This is a genomic window from Klebsiella sp. 10 (assembly GCF_018223925.1).
GTDB lineage: Bacteria > Pseudomonadota > Gammaproteobacteria > Enterobacterales > Enterobacteriaceae > Klebsiella > Klebsiella pneumoniae.
The window spans coordinates 306,023-331,712 of the sequence record NZ_JAGRRB010000012.1 but is presented as its reverse complement, the minus strand read 5'-3'; the positions used below and the strand labels follow the sequence as shown (position 1 = coordinate 331,712).

The following is a 25,690-nucleotide window of genomic DNA, read 5'->3' as shown; positions in this document are numbered from 1 at the left end:
AGCATTTAATGAATTACGTTTCTTTACCTTTGTGGAAGCGATTACACAGCCGTGATTATAGTCACGTTTTTTTACCGACGAGTGTCCTACCCTAACCATCGACAGAATCAATAACTCAACTGGAGGGCGTTATGCCTGACAACAAAAAACAAGGGCGTTCGAACAAGACTATGACGTTCTTCGTCTGTTTCCTCGCCGCGCTGGCTGGCCTGCTGTTCGGCCTTGATATCGGTGTTATTGCGGGTGCCTTACCCTTTATTGCCAATGAGTTCCAGATTTCCGCCCACACCCAGGAGTGGGTGGTCAGCTCCATGATGTTCGGGGCTGCCGTCGGCGCGGTCGGCAGCGGCTGGCTCTCTTTCAAACTGGGCCGGAAAAAGAGCCTGATGATCGGCGCCATCCTCTTCGTCGCCGGTTCGCTGTTCTCTGCCGCCGCGCCAAACGTCGAGATCCTGCTGGTTTCCCGTGTGCTGCTCGGCCTGGCGGTGGGCGTCGCCTCATATACGGCTCCGCTGTATCTGTCGGAAATCGCCCCAGAAAAAATTCGCGGCAGTATGATTTCCATGTACCAGCTGATGATCACCATCGGGATCCTTGGCGCCTATCTCTCTGACACCGCTTTCAGCTACAGCGGCGCATGGCGCTGGATGCTCGGGGTTATCATCATTCCGGCGGTATTGCTGCTGATCGGTGTTATCTTCCTGCCGGACAGCCCGCGCTGGTTCGCCGCCAAACGTCGCTTTGTCGATGCGGAACGCGTGCTGCTGCGCCTGCGCGATACCAGCGCCGAAGCGAAACGCGAGCTCGATGAAATCCGTGAAAGCCTGAAGGTAAAACAGTCCGGCTGGTCGCTGTTTAAAGACAACAGCAACTTCCGCCGCGCGGTGTTCCTCGGCATCCTGCTGCAGGTGATGCAACAGTTCACCGGGATGAACGTCATCATGTACTACGCGCCGAAGATCTTTGAGCTGGCGGGTTATGCCAACACCACTGAGCAAATGTGGGGGACAGTGATCGTCGGTCTGACTAACGTGCTGGCCACCTTTATCGCCATCGGTCTGGTCGACCGCTGGGGCCGTAAACCGACGCTGATCCTTGGCTTTATCGTGATGGCCGCGGGTATGGGCGTCCTGGGTACCATGATGCACATCGGCATTCACTCCTCTACCGCCCAGTACATCGCCGTCCTGATGCTGCTGATGTTCATCGTCGGTTTCGCCATGAGCGCCGGCCCGCTGATTTGGGTACTGTGCTCCGAAATCCAGCCGCTGAAAGGCCGCGACTTCGGTATCACCTGCTCCACAGCGACCAACTGGATTGCCAACATGATTGTCGGCGCCACCTTCCTGACCATGCTCAACTCGCTGGGCAGCGCCAATACCTTCTGGGTGTACGGCGGTCTGAACGTGCTGTTTATCCTGCTGACGCTGTGGCTGATCCCGGAAACCAAAAACGTCTCGCTGGAACATATTGAACGTAACCTGATGCAGGGTCGTCCACTGCGCGAGATCGGTGCCCGCGATTAACCTTCCTGAGCTTCCTCCCATCCCGGGAGGAAGCTTCCTCTTGCTCTCCCCCCTCCGCCGCACTATCCTCTGGCGCTATGAAAACGCCCCGTATTCCCATCGCTATTCAGCAGGCCGTCATGCGCAGCCTGCGGGAGCATCTCGCCAATGCGAATCGCAAGCTGGAACGCCGCTATGCGGAACCGACGCTGGTCTACCAGCAGCGTGGTACTTCCGCCGGCACCGCCTGGCTGGAGAAAAACGAAATTCGTTTAAACCCGGTGCTGCTGCTGGAAAATCAGCGGGAGTTTATCGATGAAGTGGTGCCGCATGAGCTGGCGCACCTGCTGGTCTGGCAGCATTTCGGCCGCGTCGCGCCGCACGGGAAAGAGTGGAAATGGATGATGGAGAGCGTCCTTGGCGTTCCCGCGCGTCGCACCCACCGCTTTGAACTCGCTTCGGTCCGCCAGAACACCTTCCCCTATCGCTGTCGCTGTCAGCAGCACCAGCTCACCGTCCGTCGCCATAACCGGGTGGTTCGCGGCGAGGCCACCTACCGCTGCGTTCGCTGCGGCGATCTGCTGGTGGCTGAAAAATAACCATCGGAATTAATTAGAAACTTTCTGATCTGACTGATTGCATCCGGCACCCTCATTCGCTACGTTGCGGGCTCGTTTTGACACGGAGTTAACGATGTCCCGTATGCATGTTTTAGCCGTAGCGGTATTGAGCGCGGCAGTCAGTGGTCCGCTTGCGGCCGCTGGTATTAATAGTTTTTCCCAGGCCAAAGCCGCTGGCGTCAAAGTGAATGCCGACGTTCCGGGCGATTTTTATTGCGGCTGTAAAATCGACTGGCAGGGGAAAAAAGGCGTTATCGATTTGGAATCCTGCGGCTATAAAGTGCGTAAAAATGAGAACCGCGCCAGCCGGGTTGAATGGGAGCACGTAGTGCCGGCATGGCAGTTCGGCCATCAGCGTCAGTGCTGGCAGGAGGGTGGACGTAAAAACTGCGCCAAAGATCCGGAATACCGCAAGATGGAAAGCGATATGCACAACCTGCAGCCGGCGGTGGGAGAAGTGAATGGCGATCGCGGCAACTTTATGTACAGCCAGTGGAACGGCGGTGAAGGCCAGTACGGCCAGTGCACCATGAAGGTCGATTTTAAAGATAAAATTGCCGAGCCCCCTGCCCGCGCTCGCGGCGCCATCGCCCGCACCTACTTCTATATGCGCGACCGCTATCAGCTGAATCTTTCCCGCCAGCAAACTCAGCTGTTTACCGCCTGGAATAAACAGTACCCGGTCACCGCCTGGGAATGTGAACGTGATGAGCGCATCGCGAAAGTGCAGGGCAACCATAATCCGTATGTCCAACAGGCTTGCCAGGCGCAAAAGAGCTAACCTACACTAGCGGCAATTGTTAATTTGCAGCCCTGTGCTTCCCGCCCGATGGCGGGAAGCTGGCATCTGCGCAACGAACGGAATATCAAGCATGCGCATTCCTCGCATCCATCATCCAGAACGCCTCATTGTCGGCAGCCAGATCGCGCTGAGCGATGACGCGGCCAACCACGTCGGCCGCGTCCTGCGCATGACCGCCGGTCAGCACCTACAGCTTTTTGACGGCAGTAACCAGGTGTTTGACGCGGTCATCACCGAGGCCGGTAAGAAAAACGTTACGGTTGAGGTGCTCAGTGGCGAACCTGACGATCGGGAATCGCCGCTGCATATCCATTTAGGCCAGGTGATGTCCCGCGGCGAAAAAATGGAATTCACCATCCAGAAATCGATCGAACTCGGGGTAAGCCTCATAACGCCACTGTTTTCCGAGCGCTGCGGCGTTAAACTGGATGCCGAACGTTTGCAGAAAAAGATCCAGCAGTGGCAGAAAATCGCTATTGCCGCCTGCGAACAGAGCGGTCGTAACGTGGTACCGGAAATACGTCCGGCGATGCAGCTGGAGGCGTGGTGCGCCGAGCAGGACAGCGGGCTGAAGCTCAACCTGCACCCGCGCGCCAGCGCCAGCATTAACACGCTGCCGCTGCCGGTTGAACGCGTCCGTCTGCTGATTGGCCCGGAAGGCGGGCTGTCGGCTGAAGAGATAGCGATGACCGCGCAATACCAGTTTACTGATATCCTGTTGGGACCGCGCGTTCTGCGTACAGAGACTACTGCGCTCACCGCCATCACCGCCCTACAGGTGCGTTTTGGCGACTTAGGTTGAGGCGTTAACGGAGAAGAACCATGATCAAGCTCGGCATCGTGATGGATCCCATCGCAACCATCAACATCAAGAAAGACACCAGCTTCGCTATGTTGCTGGAGGCGCAGCGTCGCGGCTATGAACTCCATTATATGGAGATGAACGACCTCTATTTGATCAACGGCGAAGCCCGCGCCCGGACGCGCACGCTGAGCGTCGAACAGAACTACGATAAATGGTATGACTTCACCGGCGAGCAGGATCTGCCGCTGGCGGACCTTGACGTCATCCTGATGCGTAAGGATCCGCCGTTTGATACCGAATTTATTTATGCCACCTACATCCTGGAGCGAGCGGAAGAGAAAGGCACGCTTATCGTCAACAAGCCGCAGAGTCTGCGCGACTGTAACGAGAAGCTGTTCACCGCCTGGTTCTCTGAACTGACTCCGGAAACGTTGGTCACCCGCAATAAAGCCCAGCTGAAAGCCTTCTGGGAAAAGCACGGCGATATCATCATGAAACCGCTCGACGGCATGGGCGGCGCCTCTATTTTCCGTGTTAAAGCCGGCGATCCAAACCTTGGGGTGATTGCCGAGACGCTGACCGAACTGGGCAGCCGCTACTGCATGGCGCAGAACTATCTGCCGGCCATTAAAGATGGCGACAAGCGCGTGTTGGTAGTGGATGGAGAGCCCGTGCCTTACTGCCTGGCGCGAATTCCGCAGGGTGGCGAGACCCGCGGCAATCTGGCCGCCGGCGGCCGCGGCGAAGCCCGCCCGTTGACCGAAAGCGACTGGGAAATCGCCCGCCGCGTCGGCCCGACGCTGAAGGCCAAAGGCCTTATCTTCGTCGGCCTGGATATCATCGGCGACCGTCTGACGGAAATTAACGTCACCAGCCCCACCTGCGTACGCGAAATCGAAGCCGCCTTCCCGGATATTTCGATCACCGGTATGCTGATGGACGCTATCGAAAGACGTATCGATAAATAAGCACGACGGCGGACCAACGTCCGCTTTTGGCGCAGCGAGCGCGGATTACCGCGCTCGTGAAACGTTGCCAGCCTGACGCCACTCGGGCGCCGGCCAGATAAAGTGCATCGACACCATTCTACTTTGCCCGCATACTGGGTGTTGCTTTTTTGAACCAGGAACGAACCTCTGACAATGAATTTACAGCATCACTTTCTGATTGCCATGCCCGCGCTTCAGGACCCCATTTTCCGCCGCTCCGTAGTCTATATCTGCGAGTACAACGACGAGGGTGCCATGGGCATTATTATCAATAAGCCGCTGGAAAATCTGCAGGTGGAAGGGATCCTTGAGAAGCTCAAAATTGTCCCGGAGCCGCGCAATCCAGAGATCCGTCTGGATAAACCGGTGATGCTGGGAGGCCCGCTGGCGGAAGACCGCGGCTTCATTTTGCATACCCCGCCCTCTGACTTTTCCTCGAGCATTCGCATCTCGGATAACACGGTGATTACCACCTCGCGGGATGTTCTTGAAACCTTAGGAACCGATCGGCAGCCGGGCAACGTGCTGGTTGCGTTGGGCTACTCTTCGTGGGAGAAAGGGCAGCTGGAGCAGGAGATTTTAGATAATGCCTGGCTCACCGCCCCGGCGGATCAGAATATTCTTTTCCGTACGCCGATCGCCGATCGCTGGCGCGAGGCGGCTAAACTAATTGGTATCGACATTGTGACGATGCCAGGCGTCGCGGGGCATGCGTGATGAGCGGAACCTTTCTCGGCTTTGACTTTGGCACCAAAAGCATCGGCGTGGCGGTGGGACAACGCATCACCGCGACCGCACGACCATTACCGGCGCTGAAGGCGCAGGATGGTAAACCGGACTGGAACGTCATCGAAAAACTGCTTAAAGAGTGGCAGCCTGAGGCGGTAATCGTCGGCCTGCCGCTCAATATGGACGGCACCGAGCAACCGCTGACGGCGCGCGCGCGTAATTTCGCCAATAAAATTCATGGCCGCTTTGGCGTCGCGATCCTTCTCCACGATGAACGGCTGAGTACGGTTGAGGCCCGCGCGGGCCTGTTTGAACACGGCGGCTACCGGGCGCTGAATAAAGGCAGCGTCGATTCAGCCTCTGCCGTAGTCATACTGGAAAGCTACTTCGAGCAGAGCTTTTAAACTCTGCCCTCCTGCGCCGCCGGCGGACCGCTGACGGCGCACGTTTACCCGCTTAGTGGCGCAGATGTTCGTTAGCCCAGCTCACCGCCTGGGTGCGATTTTTCACGCTCAGTTTACGAAACACATTGTACAGGTGCGTCCGCACCGTGTTCTCGCTGATAAACAGCGCGCGGGCGATATCCAGGTTCGTTGCGCCGCAGCGCAGTTCGTTGAGGATCTCGCATTCCCGCTCGGTCAGCGGCGAGTTCTCTACTGGAGTCGATGCATGGTCCGCAGCGTACATCGCCGGGTGCATCACGCTCAATTCAGCCGTCTGCTCGCCGTTCAGCACGGCCTTAACGCCCTCAATTAAGCGCGATTCATCATCGTCATGACGGAACACGCCATATAAAGCCGGCCACTGCGCCATTTCGTATAGCTCATACTTTTGTGCGCTATTAATAATCAACAAACGAGGATTATCTGCCTGCAGGCGAATAATATCCCGCCACACCCCGTTTAATTTCTTATTTGACACTGCAATATCAAATAATATTACAGAATCTTTTGCCAAACTCTGCGCCAGCGGTTTATTAATATTTTGTAAAACCACCGGTGCCATCAGGGTTTCGCTCAGATAGCTGGCAAAGGCTTTGCTTTGAATAGACGGGTGGGTAATAAAGGTTACCTGACGAGAAGATGATGAATTTCCATTTAAATTAATCACTTAAAACTCTCCTTAGCTGTTACCCACCGCCATGGTGGTTAAATGAATAAAAAAAGATACAAACAGTCGTGAATTTATAAATCACCAAGGTAATTTACAAACTGAAACGTTATTCCATGAGAATCATCCTATTCCCACAAACAGCATAAATCGAATGACTCAAAGCTGTCAAAAGATAATCAAACTTTTTTCCTGGAAATGCGTATTCACTGTCGACATATCTAATCTGAATGTGTTATTTGAATTTATAATCAAAAGTTATTTGTATTACCAAATAATATTAATAAACAACAAATAAACATTCATCTAACATATCATTTAACCTGTCATATCAATCTCTTTCTCATCTTATAGCGCGCCTGCAGCGACACGTTGCTGAAAACTCTGGGTAAAGGTCAACATTCCGGCCTGCATCCCGGTCTGCATCACACCAGGCAATTGATGTACTTTTCCTTCACGGATCAAATTCGCCACCGCTGGCGTGTTGACCAGAAGCTCGTATAGCGCAACTCTCCCGCCCTGACGTGCAGGTAACAATTTTTGCGCCAGCACCGCGCACAGGCTTCCGGCAAGCTGGCTACGAACCTGATCTTTCTCCTCCGCCGGAAAGACATCGATCAATCTCTCCACCGCCGGCGCCGCGCCGCGGGTATGTAATGTCGCCATTACCAGGTGCCCGGTCTCCGCCGCGGTTAACGCCAGGCGAATGGTTTCGCTGTCGCGTAGCTCCCCGAGCAGGATCACATCCGGATCCTGGCGCAGCGCCACGCGGAGCGCCGCGGCGAACGAAGGACAGTGACGGCCAACTTCCCGCTGCTGGATCAGACAGCGCTCGCTGTGATGAATAAATTCCACCGGATCTTCAAGCGTCAGAATATGGCCATCAAGATGCTGATTGAGGTGCCCCACCATTGCCGCCAGGGTGGTCGACTTGCCGCTGCCCGTCGCTCCGGTGACCAACAGCAAACCACTCTCTTCCGCCAGCAGTTCGCTCAGCGCAGGCGGGGCGCCGAGCGTGTCCAGACGCGGGCACTGTTCAGGAAGGAGGCGCAGCACCAGCGATATCCCACGCGTATGGGCGAAGGCGCTGGCGCGCAGCCGCGCACCGCAGGCCAGGGTCAGCGCAAAGTCAATCTGGCCGTGTTCCTGCCAGTGCAGTAACTGTGCGGCATCGAGCCAGTCGTTGAGTAAATTCGCAATATCCGGCGCGGGAAAGGGCGCGGGCTCCAGCCTGCCCTGCCGCCGCCAGCGTGGTGCGGCGGAATTGCACAGGTGTAGATCGGAGACATTATGCTTTACACTAAGGGCTACGATTTCTTCCAGCTTCATAACTCATCCTCGGAATATGAACGATATTGCGCATAACCTGGCACAGGTCCGGGACAAAATCTCCGGTGCTGCCGCCCGATGCGGGCGTGCGCCAGAAGAAGTGACATTGCTTGCAGTGAGTAAAACGAAACCTGCGAGCGCGATCGAAGAAGCCATTGCGGCAGGCCAGCGGGCATTTGGTGAAAACTACGTCCAGGAGGGCGTGGAGAAGATTAACCATTTCCAGCAGGCTGGCGTCAGCGGGCTGCAGTGGCACTTTATTGGCCCCCTGCAGTCCAACAAAAGCCGGTTGGTGGCAGAGCATTTTGACTGGTGCCACACCGTCGATCGGCTGAAAATCGCCACCCGCCTGAACGAGCAGCGCCCGGCGCATTTGCCGCCGCTGAAGGTGCTGATTCAAATTAACATCAGCGATGAGCAGAGCAAATCCGGCATCCCGCTGGAAGCGCTCGACGGCTTAGCGGCGGAGATCGCTGAGTTACCTCATCTGGAACTGCGCGGCCTGATGGCCATCCCCGCGCCTGAGTCAGAATATGTAAGGCAGTTTGCCGTCGCCCGGCAAATGGCGGTAGCATTTGCGCGATTAAAAACGCGGTACCCCACGGTCGATACGTTGTCTCTGGGAATGTCGAACGATATGGAAGCCGCAATCGCGGCGGGAAGCACGATGGTGCGCATCGGTACTGCCATTTTTGGTGCGCGCGACTACAGCAAATAATAAGGAATCTGAGGAACGCCATGAAGACGTTGACTTTCCTGCTTTCAACGGTCATTGAGCTTTACACGATGGTCGTGTTGTTACGCGTCTGGATGCAGTGGGCGCGCTGCGACTTTTACAACCCGTTTTCGCAGTTTGTGGTGAAAGCCACGCAGCCGATTGTCGGACCGCTGCGCCGGATTATCCCGGCAATGGGGCCGATTGACAGCGCCTCGCTGCTGGTGGCATTTATTCTCTGCGTCATCAAAGCGATCGTGCTGTTTATGGTGATCACCTTCCAGCCGATCATCTGGATCTCCGCTCTGCTTATTCTGCTGAAAACCATCGGCTCGTTGATCTTCTGGGTACTGCTGTTGATGGCGATCATGAGCTGGGTCAGCCAGGGCCGTAGCCCGGTGGAGTATGTGCTGATGCAGCTGGCGGACCCGCTGCTGCGCCCTATCCGCAACCTGCTGCCGTCGATGGGCGGTATCGATTTCTCGCCGATGGTGCTGGTATTGCTGTTGTACGTAATCAATATGGGCATCGCCGAAGTGCTGCAGGCCACCGGTAATGTACTGCTGCCGGGGCTGTGGATGGCGCTATGAGTGCCGTTGAAACCTGCGCTGACGGGCTGGTGCTGAGGCTGTACATTCAGCCTAAGGCCAGCCGCGATAGCATCGTGGGCGTACATGGCGACGAGCTTAAAGTCGCCATTACCGCCCCGCCCGTTGATGGCCAGGCCAATGCCCACCTGGTGAAATTTCTCGCCAAACAGTTCCGCGTCGCCAAAAGCCAGGTACTGATTGAAAAAGGCGAGCTGGGCCGCCATAAGCAAGTTAAAATCATCGCCCCACAACAGATCCCGACTGCGGTCGCGGCGCTAACTGAATAAACAGGATTCATCATGCAAAAAGTCGTCCTCGCTACCGGCAACGCCGGCAAAGTGCGCGAACTGGCCTCGCTGCTGGAAGATTTTGGTCTCGATATCGTCGCTCAGACCGAGCTGGGCGTGGACTCTGCGGAAGAGACCGGCCTGACCTTCATTGAAAACGCGATTCTGAAAGCGCGCCACGCGGCGCAGATCACCGGCCTGCCAGCCATCGCTGACGATTCCGGTCTGGCCGTCGATGCTCTTGGCGGCGCGCCGGGTATTTACTCCGCCCGCTATTCCGGCGTCGACGCCAGCGACCAGCAGAATCTTGAGAAGCTGCTCGACGCGTTAAAGGACGTGCCGGACGACCAGCGTCAGGCCCAGTTCCACTGCGTGCTGGTCTATCTGCGCCATGCCGAAGATCCCACGCCGCTGGTGTGCCACGGCAGCTGGCCTGGGGTAATCACCCGACAAGCCGCCGGTCATGGCGGCTTCGGTTACGACCCGATCTTCTTCGTCCCGTCAGAAGGGAAAACCGCGGCCGAACTGAGCCGTGAAGAAAAGAGCGCCATTTCCCATCGCGGGCAGGCGCTGAAACTGTTACTGGAAGCATTACGTAATGGCTAATTTGCCGCCGCTGAGTCTCTATATCCATATTCCCTGGTGCGTGCAGAAATGCCCGTACTGCGATTTTAATTCGCATGCGCTGAAAGGCGAGGTGCCGCATGATGACTACGTCCAGCATCTGCTGAACGATCTGCAGGCTGATGCGCACTATGCCCAGGGACGGGAAATAGGCACTATTTTTATCGGCGGCGGAACGCCGAGCCTGCTGTCCGGCCCGGCCATGCAAACCCTTCTGGATGGCGTCCGCGCCTGCCTGCCGCTGGCCGCCGGGGCGGAAATCACCATGGAAGCCAACCCGGGTACCGTGGAGGCCGATCGCTTCGTTGATTATCAGCGCGCCGGGGTGAACCGCATCTCCATCGGCGTACAAAGCTTTAGCGAACCGAAGCTGCAGCGCCTGGGGCGGATCCACGGCCCGGAGGAAGCCAAGCGCGCAGCACGTCTCGCCAGCGGCCTCGGCTTGCGCAGCTTCAACCTCGACCTGATGCACGGTCTGCCGGACCAGTCGCTGGAGGAGGCGCTGGACGATCTGCGTCAGGCGATTGCCCTCAACCCGCCGCACCTGTCGTGGTACCAGCTGACCATTGAGCCGAACACCTTGTTCGGCTCCCGGCCGCCGGTGCTGCCGGATGACGACGCGCTATGGGATATTTTCGAGCAGGGGCATCAGCTGCTGAGCGCCGCCGGCTATCAGCAGTACGAGACGTCCGCCTATGCTAAGCCAGGCTTCCAGTGTCAGCATAATCTCAACTACTGGCGCTTTGGCGACTACCTCGGCATCGGCTGCGGCGCGCACGGCAAGATCACCTTCCCTGACGGACGCATTCTGCGAACCGCCAAAACCCGCCACCCGCGCGGGTATATGGAAGGCCGTTACCTTGAGCGTCAGCATGATGTGGAAGAAGCGGATAAACCGTTTGAGTTCTTTATGAACCGTTTTCGCCTGCTGGAGGCCGCGCCGCGCGCTGAATTTAGCCGCTATACCGGACTTGAGGAAGCGGCGATCCGCCCGCAGCTGGACGCGGCGATAGCCCAGGGCTACCTGCAGGAAGACGAGCAGAACTGGCAGATTACCGAGCACGGTAAGCTGTTCCTGAATTCCCTGCTTGAGTTGTTTCTGAACGAGTAAACGCAGCGGCGGTCCTGCCGGGAAGCGGACCGCCATGGCATTATTTCAGCGAGCCAACCAGCGCTTTGCGGCTGTCCTCCAGCGATACCACCCGGCTGCAGACGTCCTTACCAAACTGCTGGAAATCGGCCTCCTGGTTTTTCCATTCCTCCTGAATCGCCGTTTGCAGGCCGCCGAGGCTGCCGAGAATGCCCTGTAGCGGATTACCGCCGCCTTTGAGCACCGCTTTGGCGCCCATCTCGTTAATGCTGTCCTGCAGAATGCCGCCCATCGCCTGATTCACCAGCTGCTGGCCATCGGCGCGTACCTGGTCGATGGCTTTATAGTGGAAGGTCAGGCCATCGCTGCGGCGCTCAATTATGCGGTTCATCTGTTCTTTCAGCTGCGCGTCCAGTTTGGTCAGGCGACCGTGCATGCTGCTGTTGGCGCCAACCTGTTCGGTAATGATTTTATCCAGCGCCTTGCGGCTTTTTTCGACTCGCGAACGCGCGCCTTCGTCAATCCACGGCAGGCTGCTGCGCAGGCTGGCCTGATAATCCTGCGCCTGTTCGCGCTGGGCGGCGCTGAGCGCATAGGCCTTGCCGTTAAAGGTCAGATTGCCGTCCGGCTTTATCACCAGATCGCCGTTTTCCCCTTTCACCTGCACCTGCTGCGGGCTGAGGATCACATCGTCACGCGGCGTGACGCTACACTGGTAGTCCGCATGGGCAGACAAAGCGGTGACGGAGAGCGCCACCGCCAGCAGCGTTTTACGCATCATAAAACTCCCTTAAGACAAAACGGGCCGGCAATTGCCGACCCTTGTCAAACTTAGTCCCACCAGACGTCAAAAAGTTCGCTGGTGCGCACATCCTCTAACTTACGCGCTTCCAGCCATTTGCGTACGATAGCCTGATGCTCTTCAGTGCACTTACCAATCTCCTGCATGCAGATGAGCCCTTCCCAGGAGAGATAACCGCTGCCGTCGAAGGCCAGCTTGTTCGGCTCTATCACCTCTTCGATCAGATCGTTGACCGTCTGGTCGATCTGCTCTTCGCTGGTCCCTTCCGGGAAACGCCAGGCGACGGAGAAGCCTAACTCCTGAAACTCATCGATATGCATTTTTTTACGCAGACGACGGCTACGATTCTTGGCCATTATTTCACCCTCTCGAACATTAAGTCCCATACGCCGTGGCCGAGACGATGGCCACGCTGTTCAAATTTGGTTACCGGGCGCGATTCCGGGCGCGGTACGTAATCGTTGCTTGCCGACTGGTTACGATAGCCTTCCAGCGAGGACATAACTTCCAGCATATGCACGGCATAGGCTTCCCAGTCGGTCGCCATATGGAAGACGCCGCCGAGCTTCAACTTGCTTTTCACCAGCTCAGCGAAAGGCGGCTGCACGATACGACGTTTATTATGACGCGCTTTATGCCACGGATCAGGGAAAAACAGTTGCACCATATTCAGCGAGTTATCCGGGATCATGGTATGCAGCACTTCCACCGCATCGTGACACATTACGCGCAGGTTTTGTACGCCTTCTTCTTCCGCAGAAGCCAGACAAGCGCCAACGCCCGGGGAGTGTACTTCAATGCCGAGGAAATTCTGTTCCGGTTTGGCTTTCGCCATCGCCACCAGCGAGGCGCCCATCCCGAAGCCAATTTCTAAGGTGACCGGCGCGTCACGGCCAAACAGGGCGGCGAAATCGAGCGGCGCATCGTTGAATTCAACGCCCATCACCGGCCAAATGTTATCCAGCGCATGCTGCTGCCCTTTCGTCAGGCGGCCCTGGCGACGGACGAAGCTACGAATACGGCGCAGCGGGCGACCGTTTTCATCGAATTCCGGAGAGATGACGTCGTTTTTCATAAAAGTTTGGTCTGCTTGTGAATGTGTTCGGAAAACGGGCATTATCCAAAGTTACCCGGCGGATGCAAGGGTTTACAGCCACTCGCCCTTATGCTGCAATCTGCCCCCCTGTAATCGCGATCCCGGAGCCGTAGCTTTGACTTTTCTCGCCACGCAATTTTCAGCCCAGGTTCTGGACTGGTACGATAAATACGGGCGTAAAACCCTGCCCTGGCAAATCGCCAAGACGCCCTACAAAGTATGGCTCTCCGAAGTGATGTTGCAACAAACCCAGGTGACCACGGTAATCCCCTATTTTGAACGCTTTATGGCGCGTTTCCCCACGGTGGTGGATCTCGCCAACGCGCCGCTGGATGAAGTGCTGCATCTGTGGACCGGTCTGGGCTACTATGCGCGGGCGCGCAACTTACATAAAGCCGCACAGCAAGTCGCCACACTGCACGGCGGGGAATTCCCCCGGACCTTTGACGAAGTGGCGGCGCTGCCCGGCGTCGGGCGCTCAACGGCGGGGGCGATTTTATCCCTTTCGCTCGGTCAGCATTATCCGATTCTCGACGGCAACGTGAAGCGCGTGCTCGCCCGCTGCTATGCTGTCAGCGGCTGGCCGGGGAAAAAAGAGGTGGAAAAACGGCTGTGGGACATCAGCGAAGAGGTCACCCCGGCAGAGGGCGTCGAGCGCTTCAACCAGGCGATGATGGATCTCGGGGCAATGGTTTGCACCCGCTCGAAGCCGAAGTGCGAGCTGTGTCCGCTGAGCAACGGCTGCGTGGCCTACGCGAACCATTCATGGGCGGAATATCCGGGCAAAAAACCGAAGCAGACCCTCCCGGAACGCACCGGCTACTTCCTGCTGATGCAGCACGGCGACGAGGTGTTTCTTTCCCAGCGTCCGCCGGTGGGTCTGTGGGGCGGGTTGTTCTGTTTTCCGCAGTTTGCAGACGAAGCGGAGCTACGCGAGTGGCTGGCGCAGCGCCAGATTAAGGCCGATAATCTGACGCAATTAACCGCTTTTCGCCACACTTTCAGCCATTTCCACCTGGATATTATTCCGATGTGGCTTACAGTGCACTCATCTGGCGCATGCATGGATGAAGGCAACGCACTCTGGTATAACTTAGCGCAGCCGCCGTCGGTCGGTCTGGCGGCCCCCGTGGAGCGCTTGTTGCAACAGCTAAAAGCCGGAGCGCCGGTATAAATTTTTCGGCTATCAAAGAGGATTAATTATGAGCAGAACCATTTTTTGTACCTTCCTGCAGCGTGAAGCGGACGGCCAGGATTTCCAGCTGTATCCGGGCGAGCTCGGAAAGCGTATTTACAACGAAATCTCCAAAGAAGCCTGGGCGCAGTGGCAGCACAAGCAGACCATGCTGATCAACGAGAAAAAGCTCAGCATGATGAACCCGGAGCACCGCAAACTGCTTGAGCAGGAGATGGTGCAGTTCCTGTTTGAAGGGAAAGACGTGCACATCGAAGGCTACACGCCGCCGGAAAAACAGTAAGGGCCCTGCGGCCTTTAAAAAAACAAACACAACACGCACGCCCGGAATGATGAAAAAATACTTAGCGCTCGCGCTGATTGCGCCGTTGCTCGTTTCGTGTTCCAGCTCCAATAAAAAAGGCGCCGAATACAACGAGGCCTGGGTCAAGGACACGAACGGATTCGATATTTTGATGGGCCAGTTCGCCCACAACATCGAGAACATTTGGGGGTACAACGAAGTCCTGCTCGCCGGGCCAAAGGACTACGTCAAGTACACCGACCAGTATCAAACCCGCAGCCACATCAACTTCGATGAAGGGACGATCACCGTCGAGACCATTGCCGGCACCGACCCTCGCGGACGACTGCGCCAGGCGATCATCAAAACCCTGTTGATGGGCGATGACCCCAACTCCATTGACCTCTATTCCGATGTCGATGACATCCAGATCTCCAAAGAGCCGTTCCTCTATGGCCAGGTGGTGGATAACACCGGGGCGTCGATTCGCTGGGAGTGGCGCGCCGCGCGCTTTGCCGACTATCTGCTGCAAACCCGTCTGAAGAGCCGCAACAACGGCCTGCGCGTGGTCTACAGCATCACCATTAACCTGGTGCCGAACCACCTCGACAAACGTGCGCATAAATACCTCGGCATGGTGCGTCAGGCCTCGCGTAAGTATGGGGTTGATGAGTCGCTGATCCTCGCGATTATGCAGACCGAATCCTCCTTTAACCCCTATGCGGTCAGCCATGCCGACGCCATGGGGCTGATGCAGGTGGTCCAGCACAGCGCCGGCAGAGACGTCTTCCGCTCCCAGGGTAAATCCGGCCTGCCAAGCCGCAGCTATCTGTTTGACCCGGCGAATAACATCGACACCGGTACCGCCTACCTGGCGATGCTGAACAATGTTTACCTCGCCGGCATCGATAACCCCACCTCGCGTCGCTACGCGGTGATCACTGCCTATAACGGCGGCGCCGGCAGCGTACTGCGGGTCTTCTCCAGCGATAAAGTGCAGGCGGCCAATATTATCAACAGCATGGCGCCAGGGGACGTCTACCAGACGCTGACCACCCGCCATCCGTCGGCGGAATCGCGCCGCTATCTGTACAAAGTTAATACGGCGCAGAAAAGCTACCGCCGTAAATAGCCCTCCTCCCGACTCCGGCCTCAGCCCCGCGCTGAGGCCGCGCTTATTCTCCGCCATACTCTGTAATATCTTTCGGTTTTCTGCGGCAGTTAACAGAAGCATTAAGCTAGTGAATGATAGAATCGCATCAAAATAACGGGATTAATGTTATTTTAAAAACATAACAAGCCCACATTCGTGAGGATAACTACATGAATCTTAAGCTGCAGCTCAAAATACTGTCGTTCCTGCAGTTCTGCCTTTGGGGGAGCTGGCTCACCACGCTTGGCTCGTACATGTTTGTCACGCTGAAGTTTGACGGCGCGGCAATCGGCGCAGTGTATAGCTCGCTCGGTATCGCCGCGGTGTTGATGCCGACGCTACTCGGCATCGTCGCCGATAAGTGGATCAGCGCCAAATGGGTATACGCCATCTGCCACCTGGTCGGCGCGTTAACGCTGTACCTCGCGGCGCAGGTCACCACGCCGGGCGAGATGTTCCTCGTGATCCTGCTTAACTCGCTGGCCTATATGCCGACGCTTGGCTTGATCAATACCATCTCCTACTACCGCCTGCAGTCGGCGGGGCTGGATATTGTCACCGATTTCCCGCCAATTCGTATCTGGGGCACCATCGGCTTTATCCTCGCCATGTGGGGCGTGAGCTTCTCCGGCTTTGAACTGAGCCATATGCAGCTGTACATTGGCGCGACGCTGTCGGTCCTGCTGACTCTGTTCACCCTGACGCTGCCGCATATTCCGGTCGCCAACGCCCAGCGCAATCAAAGCTGGACGGAGATGCTCGGCCTGAACGCTTTTGCGCTGTTTAAAAACAAGCGTATGGCTATCTTCTTTATCTTCTCGATGATGCTCGGCGCCGAGCTGCAAATCACTAACATGTTCGGTAACACCTTCCTGCACAGCTTCGATAAAGATCCGCTGTTTGCCGGCAGCTTTATCGTCGAGCACGCGTCAGTGCTGATGTCGATTTCGCAGATTTCCGAAACGCTGTTTATCCTGACCATCCCATTCTTCCTTAGCCGCTACGGCATTAAGAACGTGATGCTTATCAGTATTGTGGCGTGGATGCTGCGCTTCGGCCTGTTCGCCTTTGGCGACCCGACGCCGTTCGGCACTGTACTGCTGGTGCTGTCGATGATCGTCTACGGCTGCGCCTTCGACTTCTTTAACATCTCCGGTTCGGTGTTCGTTGAGAAAGAGGTGCGCCCGGAAATCCGCGCCAGCGCTCAGGGGATGTTCCTGATGATGACCAACGGCTTCGGCTGTATTCTCGGCGGGATGGTGAGCGGCAAAGTCGTCGAACACTTTACCGTCGAGGGGATCACTGACTGGCAGAGCGTGTGGCTGATTTTCGCCGGCTATTCGCTGGTGCTGGCCTTTGCCTTCGTGGCGCTGTTCAAATACAAACACGTCAGACAACCGACCGCCGCCCAGCAGAGCGTGTGATCGGCAAAAGTAAAACGCCCCGCCTGTTCGGCGGGGCGTTTTTTTATCCCTTCAGCACGTAGCCATACAGCCGCTTAATGCCGTCCGGATCCGTCTCGCTGTAAACCCCCTGCAGCTCCGGCGAGAAGCCAGGCAGCATATTGACTCCCTCCTCCAGCGCGAGGAAATAGCGCAGCACGGCGCCGCCCCAGACCTCGCCGGGCACCACGCACAGCACGCCCGGCGGATACGGCAGCGCCCCCTCCGCCGCGACGCGGCCTTCCGCCTCGCTCAGACGCACCAGCTCAACGTTGCCGCGAATAAACTCGTGGTTGGCATCCTGGGGATTCATCACCACCCTTGGGAAGCTCCGTTTACGGAACATCTCTTTTTGCAGGCTCTTCACGTCAAAGCTAACGTACAGATCGTGCATCTCCTGGCACAGCTCGCGCAGGGTATAGTCGCGATAACGCACCGGATATTTGTTATAGATGGTCGGCAACACATCGGCCAGCGGCGTATCCGCTTCAATATGCTGTTCAAACTGCCCGAGCATCGCTACCAGCTGCGCCATTTTTTCGGCACTTTCCGCCGGCGTCAGCAGGAACAGAATCGAGTTGAGATCGCACTTCTCCGGCACGATGCCGTTTTCACGCAGATAATGCGCCAGAATAGTCGCCGGAATGCCGAACTCACTGTACTCCCCACTCTCCGCGTCGATGCCCGGGGTGGTCAGCAGCAGCTTGCACGGGTCGACAAAATACTGGTCGTCCGCATAGCCCTCAAAACCATGCCAGCGCGCGCCCGGCTCGAAGCTGAAGAAGCGGCGCTCCCGGGCGATCGCCTCGGTCGGGTGATCCTGCCACGGGCGCCCCGCCACCATCGGCGGAATAAAGGGCTGGATCATCTTGCAGTTGGCGATGATCGCTTTGCGCGCCTCAATGCCCAGCGCCACACACTCGGCCCACAGGCGACGGCCGCTCTCACCTTCATGGATTTTAGCGTTGACGTCCAGTGCGGCGAACAGCGGATAGAACGGGCTGGTGGAAGCATGCAGCATAAAGGCGTTATTCAGCCGCTTGTGCGGACAGAAGCGCGCCTGGCCGCGCAGATGGTTATCCTTTTTATGGATCTGCGACGTCTGTGAGAAGCCGGCCTGCTGCTTGTGCACGGACTGGGTGACAAAAATACCCGGATCGTCGGGGGTCAGCTCCAGCAGCAGCGGCGAGCAGTCGGCCATCATTGGGATAAACTGCTCATAGCCCACCCACGCCGAGTCGAACAAGATGTAATCGCAGAGGTGGCCGATCTTATCCACCACCTGGCGGGCGTTATAGACCGTGCCGTCATAGGTTCCGAGCTGGATCACCGCCAGACGAAACGGGCGAGAGGCCGTGGCTTTCTCTGGCGACGCTTCGCGGATGAGATCCCGCAGGTAATGCTCATCAAAGCAGCGCTCGTCAATGCCGCCGATAAAGCCGAACGGATTGCGCGCAGCTTCCAGATAGACAGGCGTCGCTCCCGCCTGGATCAGCGCCCCGTGATGGTTTGACTTGTGGTTGTTGCGATCGAACAGCACCAGATCGCCGCGGGTCAATAGCGCGTTGGTCACGACTTTGTTGGCCGCCGAGGTGCCATTGAGGACGAAGTAGGTTTTATCCGCGTTGAACACCTTCGCAGCGAACTTCTGCGCGTGCTTGGCCGATCCTTCGTGGATCAGCAGATCGCCTAATTTCACATCGGCGTTGCACATGTCGGCGCGAAAGACATTTTCGCCAAAAAAGTCATAGAACTGACGGCCTGCAGGGTGCTTTTTGAAAAACGCCCCGTGCTGATGCCCCGGACAGGCAAAGGTGCTGTTATCCATCTCGACGTACTGGGTCAGGGTATTGAAAAACGGCGGCAGCAGACGCGCTTCATAATCACAGGCCGCCGCCTCCAGCTCCAGCCACTCCTGATCTTTACCGGCGATCACCGCCTGCACCCCCTCCGGCTTGTCGACCGCCGTCTCACTCAGCAGGTAGACCGGCAGGTTAAATCCGCTACGCCTGAGGAGAGTAAGGATGCCGCTGCGACTGTCGGCCACGGAGATGACGACTGCCGCCACATCGGTAAAATCGGTACTGTCCAGCGCCACAACGCGACGGTGGGTGGACAAGCGGGTGACCAGCTCGCAGCTGGCGGCAATGTGCATGGATTTCATAAGCGCAAATGCCCGTATCGGGAGTGTAAAAATCTCAGACAAGGGAGACCTTGCCCAACGATGTGTCCGGGTCTGACGGATTCAGCTCCGACCGCCGGACATCAGTAAAAGCAGACGCGTCCGATCTTACTGTTGCCCTACAGTGAGCATACGTGTCCTTCACCGCATGGTGAACAGAGGGGTAAGCGTAGCAAGATGAGGCAGCCCGCGCATCTGGGCGCGGCGTCGCTGGCGAGATAATGGCTGTGTCGTCATCGGCGGCCTCATATCAGGGAGGAGAAAATTCGCGCAATCATGGCACCTTTCCCGAACAGGCGCAAGATGAAAACCGTATGCACTTATATCACGGATACACAAGCTTTCCCGGTAAGTTAACGCCATAATAATGCGGTTATCAGGGATTTTTAACAGGAGTCAGCGTGGTTACAGGACCTTTTATTAACGCCAGCGCGGTGCTGGTCGGCGGTGTGCTGGGCGCCTTACTCAGCCAACGGTTGCCGGAACGGATCCGCACCGCAATGACCTCTATTTTTGGCCTGGCGTCATTGGGCATCGGCATTTTACTGGTCATTAAGTGCGCCAATCTGCCGGTGATGGTGCTGTCGACCCTGGTGGGGACGCTGCTCGGCGAAATATGCAATATGGAAAAAGGCATCAATACGCTGGTCAGTAAACTCCAGCAGTTGATGTCAGCGAAAGGCAAGAAAAAGGCTTCGGCTCATGAGTCTTATATTCAGAGCTATGTGGCGATTATCGTCCTGTTCTGCGCCAGCGGCACCGGCGTCTTCGGCGCCATGCGCGAAGGGATGACCGGCGACGCCAGCATTCTGATTGCCAAAGCGTTTCTCGACTTTTTCACCGCCACCATCTTCGCCTGCACCCTGGGCATTGCCGTCGCCGCCATCAGCGTACCGATGCTGCTTATCCAGCTGACTCTTGCAGCCTGCGCGGCGCTCATTATGCCGCTTACCACGCCGATGATGCTGGCGGATTTCAGCGCCGTCGGCGGCATGCTGCTGGTGGCCACCGGGCTGCGCATCTGCGGGATAAAAATGTTTGCCGTAGTGAATATGCTGCCTGCGCTGGTGCTGGCGATGCCAATTTCCGCGGCCTGGACGCTGTTTTTTGCCTGAAAACGCGTGCTTTTAGCGCAATGTGGTGATAGATTGTTCAGTCTGCTGCAAAACAGATAAATTTCGTTGACGAGGCGCGGCGATTACGGTTTAATGCGCCCCGTTGCCCGGATAGCTCAGTCGGTAGAGCAGGGGATTGAAAATCCCCGTGTCCTTGGTTCGATTCCGAGTCCGGGCACCACTATTTAAAGAACCCGCCCAAAAGGCGGGTTTTTGCTTTTCTGCATACGGACTCTCCATCGAACTGCGTTAACCCGTGATTTCCCTGCTGCGTTTTTCTCCTGGCCAGCCCGCTGCTAGTTAACGACAAGCGCAGGCCTATTCTCCATAGAATCTTTTCGCAAATACATTTTCAGATATCAGATAACACACTGATTAAAATCGCCATTTTCCCGCTAAAAGCGGCTAGAAACGCCCTTTTCTGGAAATCGATCCGCCCAGGTGGCTGCCCTGCTTTCCCTCCAGATGGCCAAATAGCATCTTATATTCCATTTTGCGCTAAATGACAGAGAAATATTCTTTAAATAACCGTTTTCACAGCTCTAGCATGCAAAAATATCTTAAACGAGTGGGTAAATGGTTATGTCACTGTTTCATTCCGTGAGCGACCTGATCGGTCATACTCCCCTGCTCCAGTTGCACAAACTGGATACCGGGCCCTGCAGTCTGTTTTTAAAACTGGAAAATCAGAACCCCGGCGGGTCAATTAAAGATCGGGTTGCGCTGTCGATGATTAATGAAGCCGAGCGCCAGGGAAAACTGGCGCCCGGGGGAACGATTATCGAAGCCACCGCCGGCAATACCGGCCTCGGTCTGGCGCTGATTGCGGCGCAGAAAAATTACCGCCTGATCCTGGTGGTGCCGGACAAAATGAGCCGCGAGAAAATCTTTCACCTTCGGGCGCTGGGCGCGACGGTGCTGCTCACCCGCTCCGACGTCAATAAAGGCCACCCGGCCTACTACCAGGATTATGCCCGCCGCCTTGCCGATGAAACGCCGGGCGCCTTTTATATCGACCAGTTTAATAACGACGCCAATCCGCTGGCCCATGCCACCTCCACTGCGCCGGAGCTTTATCAGCAGCTGGAGGGCGACATCGACGCCATCGTCGTCGGCGTCGGCTCCGGCGGCACGCTGGGTGGGCTTCAGGCCTGGTTTGCTGAACACTCGCCGAAAACGGAATTTATTCTCGCCGATCCGGCGGGTTCGATCCTTGCCGATCAGGTCGATACCGGACGCTACGGCGAAACGGGATCCTGGCTGGTCGAAGGGATCGGCGAAGATTTTATCCCGCCGCTGGCCAGGCTGGAGGGGGTACATACCGCGTATCGCGTCAGCGACCGCGAAGCGTTCCAGACTGCGCGCCAGCTGCTGCAGGTCGAGGGCGTGCTGGCCGGCTCTTCCACCGGCACCTTGCTCAGCGCCGCCCTGCGCTACTGCCGGACGCAAAGCCGTCCGAAGCGGGTGGTGACCTTCGCCTGCGACAGCGGCAATAAATACCTGTCCAAAATGTTCAACGACGACTGGATGCGCCAGCAAGGACTGATCGCCCGCCCCGAACAGGGCGATCTCAGTGATTTTATCGCCCTGCGCCATGACGAAGGCGCTACCGTCACGGCCGCGCCGGACGACACCCTGGCCGCGGTCTTTACTCGCATGCGGCTGTATGACATCTCCCAACTGCCGGTACTGGAGGATGGCCGCGTGGTCGGCATCGTCGATGAGTGGGATTTGATCCGCCACGTACAGGGCGATCGCCAACGCTTCTCCCTGCCGGTCAGCGAAGCGATGAGCCGCCATGTTGAAACTCTCGATAAGCGTGCGCCAGAGAGTGAACTGCAGGCCATTCTCGATCGCGGTCTGGTGGCGGTGATCGCTGACAACACCCGTTTTCTTGGCCTGGTCACCCGCAGCGATGTATTGACCGCCTGGCGTAACCGAGTCGCACAATAAGGAATTTTTTATGTCATCTATCCACACCCTGAGTGTACATAGCGGAACCTTCACCGACAGCCATGGCGCAGTGATGCCGCCGATTTATGCCACCTCCACTTTTGCTCAGCCAGCGCCGGGGCAGCATACCGGTTATGAATATTCCCGCAGCGGGAATCCCACCCGTCACGCGCTGGAGACGGCGATCGCCGACCTGGAAAACGGCACGCGCGGCTACGCGTTCGCCTCCGGGCTGGCCGCCATCTCCACCGTGCTGGAGCTGCTGGATAAGGACAGTCATCTGGTGGCGGTCGATGATGTGTATGGCGGCACTTACCGCCTGCTGGAAAACGTTCGCCGCCGTAGCGCTGGTCTGCAGGTGAGCTGGGTGAAACCCGACGACCTGGCGGGAATTGAAGCGGCGATCCGCCCCGATACGCGCATGATCTGGGTGGAAACGCCCACCAACCCGCTGCTGAAGCTCGCGGATCTCAGCGCCATCGCCGCCATCGCGCGCCGCCATAACCTGATCAGCGTCGCCGATAACACCTTTGCTTCGCCGGCGATCCATCGCCCGCTGGAGCATGGGTTTGATATTGTGGTGCACTCCGCGACCAAGTACCTCAACGGCCATTCCGATGTCGTCGCCGGCCTGGCGGTGGTTGGCGATAACTCCGGGCTCGCGGAAAAGCTTGGCTATCTGCAGAATGCGGTAGGCGGCGTGCTTGACCCGTTCAGCAGCTTCCTGACGCTGCGCGGCATCCGTACCCTGGCGCTGCGGATGGAGCGCCACAGCGCGAACGCGCTGCAGCTCGCCGAATGGCTGGAACAGCAGCCGGAAGTGGAGCGAGTCTGGTTTCCCTGGCTGGCCTCGCACCCGCATCATCAGCTGGCGCGCCAGCAAATGGCCCTGCCCGGCGGCATGATTTCGGTGGTGGTGAAGGGCGATGAAGGTTACGCCGAGCGCATCATCAGCAAGCTGCGCTGGTTTACGCTTGCGGAGAGCCTGGGCGGCGTGGAGAGTCTGGTGAGCCAGCCCTTCAGCATGACCCATGCCTCGATCCCGCTGGAGAAACGCCTGGCGAACGGTATCACACCGCAGCTGATCCGCCTGTCGGTGGGGATCGAAGATCCCAACGATCTGATTGCCGACTGGCAGCAGGCGCTGCGGGCGGAGTGATTATTCCGACGCGCGGGTCGTTGTCAGCGCGTCGGCCATTCCCTGCTGAAGGTGGGCGATAAACTGCGTCAGCTTCGGCAGGGGCCGACGATCCTGGCGCCAGAGCAGATGCACAGGCCGCGGCTGCGGAGTCCACGCCTCCAGCACGCGCACCAGGCTGCCGCTGGCCAGCGCATCGGCCAGCAGTACCTCCGGCTGCATCAGCAGCCCGGCCCCGGCGATCGCCGCCTGGCGCAGCGCGTAGCCATCGTTGCAGCGCAAAACCGCATCGCGTTTCCAGCGCACTTCTCCCTCTACGCCCGGCAGCCGCCACTCGTTGCGGGCGGTCCAGACCGTATGGGACAGGCAGAGATGATCGGTGAGATCTTCCGGCGTCCCGGGCGTTCCGTAACGCGCCAGATAAGCCGGCGCGGCGCAGATCACCATCCGATACGGCGCCAGGTAGCGAGCCACCAGATCCTCCTGATGGATCTCGCCGATACGGATCGCCAGATCGACCCCCTCATCCACCAGATCGACCATCCGGTTAGTCAGATCCAGTTCCACCCGGACCGCAGGCCAGGCCTGCAGGAAGGTGGCGGTCAGGGGCGCGATCACGCTGGCGCCGAACGAGGTGGGAGCGCTCACCCGCAGGGTGCCGGCCGGCGCCAGCCGCAGCCGCTCGACCGCGCTTTCGGCGATGGAGACCTGCTCCATCACCCGTTTCGCTTCGTCAAAATAGACTCGCCCGGCGTCGGTGAGGCTCTGGCGTCGGGTGTTACGCTCCAGCAGACGCGTCGCCAGCTGGCTTTCCAACTGGGCGATATATTTCCCAACCATCACCGCCGACAGCCCCAGGCGCGACGCCGCCCCGGTAAAGCTGCCGCACTCCACCACGGCAATAAACGTCTCCATCCCTCGTAATTTGTCCATATTGCTAACCTCTGGTTAGTAATGTTCTAACTTTTAGCCAGTTTATCCGAGATTACTTTTATTAAAAAATAGCCTCTCACCTCATCAGGAGTCTGCCATGAAAATTATCGTTATCGGTGCCAGCGGCACCATCGGTCGCGCGGTCAGCGAAGAACTGAGTCAGAGACATGAGGTTATCCGCGTCGGCCGCACCCGGGGAGATTATCAGGTGGATATCACCTCGCAGGAGAGCGTCGAGGCGCTATTTGCCCAAACGGGTGAAGTAGATGCCATCGTCTCCACCACCGGCAATCTGCACTTTGGGCCGTTAAGCACCATGACCGACAGCCAGTTCAACCTCGGTCTGCAGGACAAGCTGCTGGGGCAAATTCGCCTGGCGCTGGTCGGCCAGCATTTTCTGCGCGACGGCGGGTCGATTACCCTGGTCAGCGGTATCGTCGCGCAGGAACCCATTGCTCAGGGGGTCAATGCCACGACGGTCAACGCCGGTCTGGAAGGCTTTGTCCGCGCCGCCGCCTGCGAGCTGCCGCGCGGGATCCGCATCAATCTCATCAGCCCCACCGTGCTCAGCGAGTCGCTGGCAGCCTACGGCGACTTTTTCCCGGGCTTCCCCAGCGTTCCCGCCGCCGCCGTGGCGCAGGCCTATCGCCGCAGCATTGAAGGCGTTCAGACCGGCCGCATCTACCCGGTCGGCTACTAGCCTGTGCCGGCCCGCCGGGGCCGGCGCTTACATCAGGCCGTCGTTGCAGGTACACTGACGGCTGATTGTCTCCGGCCGAAAAACTGATGTTGAAAAAATTATCCTTAATTATCCCGCTACTGGCGCTTATCGCGCTGCTGATCTGGTGGTTCACCCCGCATTACACCGAGGAAGATGAAGCTTACTACCGGGCGGTATTTTGCATAATCGATCATGACGACAGCCGCCAGTTCCTCCACGATATGCAGAATATCGTCGAGGGGGGAAATTCTGACTACGCGCTGCATAAAACCCATTACCTTCCGGCGCTGGGGCAGCGGATGCTGGATACCTGGCGCCAGCTCAGCCCGCAGGAACAGCAGGCGCTGCGTCAGGACAAGCAGCGCTGCGGCGAGATATTGCGCGAAAAACAACAGGGGAAATCATCCTGACGAGTTGGCAAAATTGCAGCATATCGCCAGCGTCGAATAAGATTGTGCTGTTGATGACCGGATCGCTGTCAC

General features: G+C 57.6%; 28 protein-coding genes and 1 tRNA gene. 22 read left to right on the top strand and 7 right to left on the bottom strand.

Features of this window, described 5'->3' with window-relative positions; translation table 11 throughout:
• Positions 1 to 131 precede the first annotated feature (131 nt).
• The 7 genes from KHQ26_RS15205 (at position 132) to ruvX (ending at position 5,854) form a co-directional block, all read left to right on the top strand.
• Positions 132 to 1,526 carry a sugar porter family MFS transporter gene (locus KHQ26_RS15205; RefSeq protein WP_002916587.1) on the top strand — a complete coding sequence of 465 codons (1,395 nt, stop codon included), beginning with the start codon at positions 132 to 134 and terminating at the stop codon, positions 1,524 to 1,526.
• A gap of 77 nt (positions 1,527 to 1,603) precedes the next feature.
• Complete coding sequence (locus KHQ26_RS15200) at positions 1,604 to 2,104, top strand: SprT family zinc-dependent metalloprotease (RefSeq protein ID WP_002916588.1); 501 nt, start codon at positions 1,604 to 1,606, stop codon at positions 2,102 to 2,104.
• A 94-nt stretch (positions 2,105 to 2,198) separates the two neighbouring features.
• Positions 2,199 to 2,906, top strand: coding sequence for a deoxyribonuclease I (gene endA, locus KHQ26_RS15195; RefSeq protein WP_002916589.1), 708 nt, complete (start codon positions 2,199 to 2,201; stop codon positions 2,904 to 2,906).
• A 91-nt stretch (positions 2,907 to 2,997) separates the two neighbouring features.
• Entirely contained in the window at positions 2,998 to 3,729 is a 732-nt protein-coding gene (gene rsmE, locus KHQ26_RS15190) for a 16S rRNA (uracil(1498)-N(3))-methyltransferase (RefSeq protein ID WP_002916597.1), read from the top strand.
• A gap of 20 nt (positions 3,730 to 3,749) precedes the next feature.
• Positions 3,750 to 4,700, top strand: a complete 951-nt coding sequence (gene gshB, locus KHQ26_RS15185; protein WP_002916600.1) for a glutathione synthase — start codon at positions 3,750 to 3,752, stop codon at positions 4,698 to 4,700.
• 174 nt (positions 4,701 to 4,874) lie between these two features.
• Positions 4,875 to 5,438, top strand: a complete 564-nt coding sequence (locus KHQ26_RS15180) for a YqgE/AlgH family protein (RefSeq protein ID WP_002916603.1) — start codon at positions 4,875 to 4,877, stop codon at positions 5,436 to 5,438.
• Entirely contained in the window at positions 5,438 to 5,854 is a 417-nt protein-coding gene (gene ruvX / locus KHQ26_RS15175; RefSeq protein WP_002916605.1) for a Holliday junction resolvase RuvX, read from the top strand. Before KHQ26_RS15180 ends, ruvX begins: the two co-directional genes overlap by 1 nt.
• 52 nt (positions 5,855 to 5,906) lie before the next feature.
• Here ruvX and KHQ26_RS15170 read toward each other — a convergent pair whose 3' ends face one another.
• Together KHQ26_RS15170 and KHQ26_RS15165 are read right to left on the bottom strand one after the other, a co-directional pair.
• Complete coding sequence (locus KHQ26_RS15170; RefSeq protein ID WP_020803826.1) at positions 5,907 to 6,560, bottom strand: LuxR family transcriptional regulator; 654 nt, start codon at positions 6,558 to 6,560, stop codon at positions 5,907 to 5,909.
• A 348-nt stretch (positions 6,561 to 6,908) separates the two neighbouring features.
• Positions 6,909 to 7,889, bottom strand: a complete 981-nt coding sequence (locus tag KHQ26_RS15165; protein WP_020801960.1) for a type IV pilus twitching motility protein PilT — start codon at positions 7,887 to 7,889, stop codon at positions 6,909 to 6,911.
• A 16-nt stretch (positions 7,890 to 7,905) separates the two neighbouring features.
• Here KHQ26_RS15165 and KHQ26_RS15160 point away from each other — a divergent pair, with 16 nt between their 5' ends.
• Genes KHQ26_RS15160 through hemW form a run of 5 tightly spaced genes read left to right on the top strand, consistent with a single transcriptional unit; the run spans position 7,906 to position 11,216 of the window.
• A complete protein-coding gene (locus KHQ26_RS15160) occupies positions 7,906 to 8,607 on the top strand; it encodes a YggS family pyridoxal phosphate-dependent enzyme (RefSeq protein WP_020803833.1) in 702 nt (233 codons plus the stop codon).
• A gap of 20 nt (positions 8,608 to 8,627) precedes the next feature.
• Positions 8,628 to 9,194 (top strand): YggT family protein, encoded by a 567-nt coding sequence (locus tag KHQ26_RS15155; protein ID WP_002916613.1) that lies wholly within the window; start codon positions 8,628 to 8,630, stop codon positions 9,192 to 9,194.
• Entirely contained in the window at positions 9,191 to 9,481 is a 291-nt protein-coding gene (gene yggU / locus KHQ26_RS15150; RefSeq protein WP_002916614.1) for a DUF167 family protein YggU, read from the top strand. The genes KHQ26_RS15155 and yggU overlap by 4 nt, the downstream gene beginning before the upstream one ends.
• Before the next feature lie 12 nt (positions 9,482 to 9,493).
• On the top strand, positions 9,494 to 10,087 hold the full coding sequence (locus tag KHQ26_RS15145) for an XTP/dITP diphosphatase (RefSeq protein WP_002916615.1): 594 nt from the start codon (positions 9,494 to 9,496) through the stop codon (positions 10,085 to 10,087).
• Positions 10,080 to 11,216, top strand: a complete 1,137-nt coding sequence (gene hemW / locus KHQ26_RS15140; RefSeq protein WP_004149812.1) for a radical SAM family heme chaperone HemW — start codon at positions 10,080 to 10,082, stop codon at positions 11,214 to 11,216. The genes KHQ26_RS15145 and hemW overlap by 8 nt, the downstream gene beginning before the upstream one ends.
• 40 nt (positions 11,217 to 11,256) lie before the next feature.
• Here hemW and KHQ26_RS15135 read toward each other — a convergent pair whose 3' ends face one another.
• Genes KHQ26_RS15135 through trmB form a run of 3 tightly spaced genes read right to left on the bottom strand, consistent with a single transcriptional unit; the run spans position 11,257 to position 13,072 of the window.
• Positions 11,257 to 11,976 carry a DUF2884 domain-containing protein gene (locus KHQ26_RS15135; protein ID WP_002916619.1) on the bottom strand — a complete coding sequence of 240 codons (720 nt, stop codon included), beginning with the start codon at positions 11,974 to 11,976 and terminating at the stop codon, positions 11,257 to 11,259.
• 50 nt (positions 11,977 to 12,026) lie between these two features.
• On the bottom strand, positions 12,027 to 12,353 hold the full coding sequence (locus KHQ26_RS15130; RefSeq protein WP_002916620.1) for a YggL family protein: 327 nt from the start codon (positions 12,351 to 12,353) through the stop codon (positions 12,027 to 12,029).
• Positions 12,353 to 13,072, bottom strand: a complete 720-nt coding sequence (gene trmB, locus KHQ26_RS15125) for a tRNA (guanosine(46)-N7)-methyltransferase TrmB (RefSeq protein ID WP_002916627.1) — start codon at positions 13,070 to 13,072, stop codon at positions 12,353 to 12,355. Before trmB ends, KHQ26_RS15130 begins: the two co-directional genes overlap by 1 nt.
• A gap of 136 nt (positions 13,073 to 13,208) precedes the next feature.
• Between trmB and mutY the strand changes: the two genes are divergently transcribed.
• The 4 genes from mutY to KHQ26_RS15105 all read left to right on the top strand — a co-directional run bounded on the left by mutY (position 13,209) and on the right by KHQ26_RS15105 (position 17,148).
• Positions 13,209 to 14,267, top strand: coding sequence for an A/G-specific adenine glycosylase (mutY, locus tag KHQ26_RS15120; RefSeq protein ID WP_004144785.1), 1,059 nt, complete (start codon positions 13,209 to 13,211; stop codon positions 14,265 to 14,267).
• 28 nt (positions 14,268 to 14,295) lie between these two features.
• The gene (locus KHQ26_RS15115; RefSeq protein WP_004105744.1) at positions 14,296 to 14,571 is read left to right on the top strand and encodes an oxidative damage protection protein; all 276 of its coding nucleotides are present in this window, start codon (positions 14,296 to 14,298) and stop codon (positions 14,569 to 14,571) included.
• Positions 14,572 to 14,620: 49 nt separating this feature from the next.
• Positions 14,621 to 15,703: a membrane-bound lytic murein transglycosylase MltC gene (gene mltC, locus KHQ26_RS15110; protein WP_004900580.1), complete on the top strand. Its 1,083-nt coding sequence runs from the start codon at positions 14,621 to 14,623 to the stop codon at positions 15,701 to 15,703.
• A gap of 191 nt (positions 15,704 to 15,894) precedes the next feature.
• Positions 15,895 to 17,148: a nucleoside permease gene (locus KHQ26_RS15105; RefSeq protein ID WP_004144787.1), complete on the top strand. Its 1,254-nt coding sequence runs from the start codon at positions 15,895 to 15,897 to the stop codon at positions 17,146 to 17,148.
• 43 nt (positions 17,149 to 17,191) lie between these two features.
• Here KHQ26_RS15105 and KHQ26_RS15100 read toward each other — a convergent pair whose 3' ends face one another.
• On the bottom strand, positions 17,192 to 19,330 hold the full coding sequence (locus KHQ26_RS15100) for an ornithine decarboxylase (RefSeq protein ID WP_004174419.1): 2,139 nt from the start codon (positions 19,328 to 19,330) through the stop codon (positions 17,192 to 17,194).
• A gap of 419 nt (positions 19,331 to 19,749) precedes the next feature.
• Between KHQ26_RS15100 and KHQ26_RS15095 the strand changes: the two genes are divergently transcribed.
• The 4 genes from KHQ26_RS15095 to KHQ26_RS15080 all read left to right on the top strand — a co-directional run bounded on the left by KHQ26_RS15095 (position 19,750) and on the right by KHQ26_RS15080 (position 23,575).
• A complete protein-coding gene (locus tag KHQ26_RS15095; protein ID WP_004174418.1) occupies positions 19,750 to 20,463 on the top strand; it encodes a DUF554 domain-containing protein in 714 nt (237 codons plus the stop codon).
• Between the two features lie 105 nt (positions 20,464 to 20,568).
• A tRNA-Phe gene (locus KHQ26_RS15090) sits at positions 20,569 to 20,644 on the top strand.
• Positions 20,645 to 21,039: 395 nt separating this feature from the next.
• Positions 21,040 to 22,416 carry a pyridoxal-phosphate dependent enzyme gene (locus KHQ26_RS15085; RefSeq protein ID WP_020803715.1) on the top strand — a complete coding sequence of 459 codons (1,377 nt, stop codon included), beginning with the start codon at positions 21,040 to 21,042 and terminating at the stop codon, positions 22,414 to 22,416.
• Between the two features lie 10 nt (positions 22,417 to 22,426).
• Positions 22,427 to 23,575: a trans-sulfuration enzyme family protein gene (locus tag KHQ26_RS15080; RefSeq protein ID WP_020316731.1), complete on the top strand. Its 1,149-nt coding sequence runs from the start codon at positions 22,427 to 22,429 to the stop codon at positions 23,573 to 23,575.
• On the opposite strand, the gene KHQ26_RS15075 is transcribed toward KHQ26_RS15080, so the two are convergent.
• Positions 23,576 to 24,487, bottom strand: coding sequence for a LysR family transcriptional regulator (locus KHQ26_RS15075; RefSeq protein ID WP_015958983.1), 912 nt, complete (start codon positions 24,485 to 24,487; stop codon positions 23,576 to 23,578).
• Positions 24,488 to 24,584: 97 nt separating this feature from the next.
• On the opposite strand from KHQ26_RS15075, the gene KHQ26_RS15070 reads away from it, so the two are divergent.
• Positions 24,585 to 25,187, top strand: a complete 603-nt coding sequence (locus KHQ26_RS15070; RefSeq protein ID WP_004174410.1) for a short chain dehydrogenase — start codon at positions 24,585 to 24,587, stop codon at positions 25,185 to 25,187.
• A gap of 86 nt (positions 25,188 to 25,273) precedes the next feature.
• Positions 25,274 to 25,618 carry a hypothetical protein gene (locus KHQ26_RS15065; RefSeq protein ID WP_004181311.1) on the top strand — a complete coding sequence of 115 codons (345 nt, stop codon included), beginning with the start codon at positions 25,274 to 25,276 and terminating at the stop codon, positions 25,616 to 25,618.
• Positions 25,619 to 25,690 lie beyond the last annotated feature (72 nt).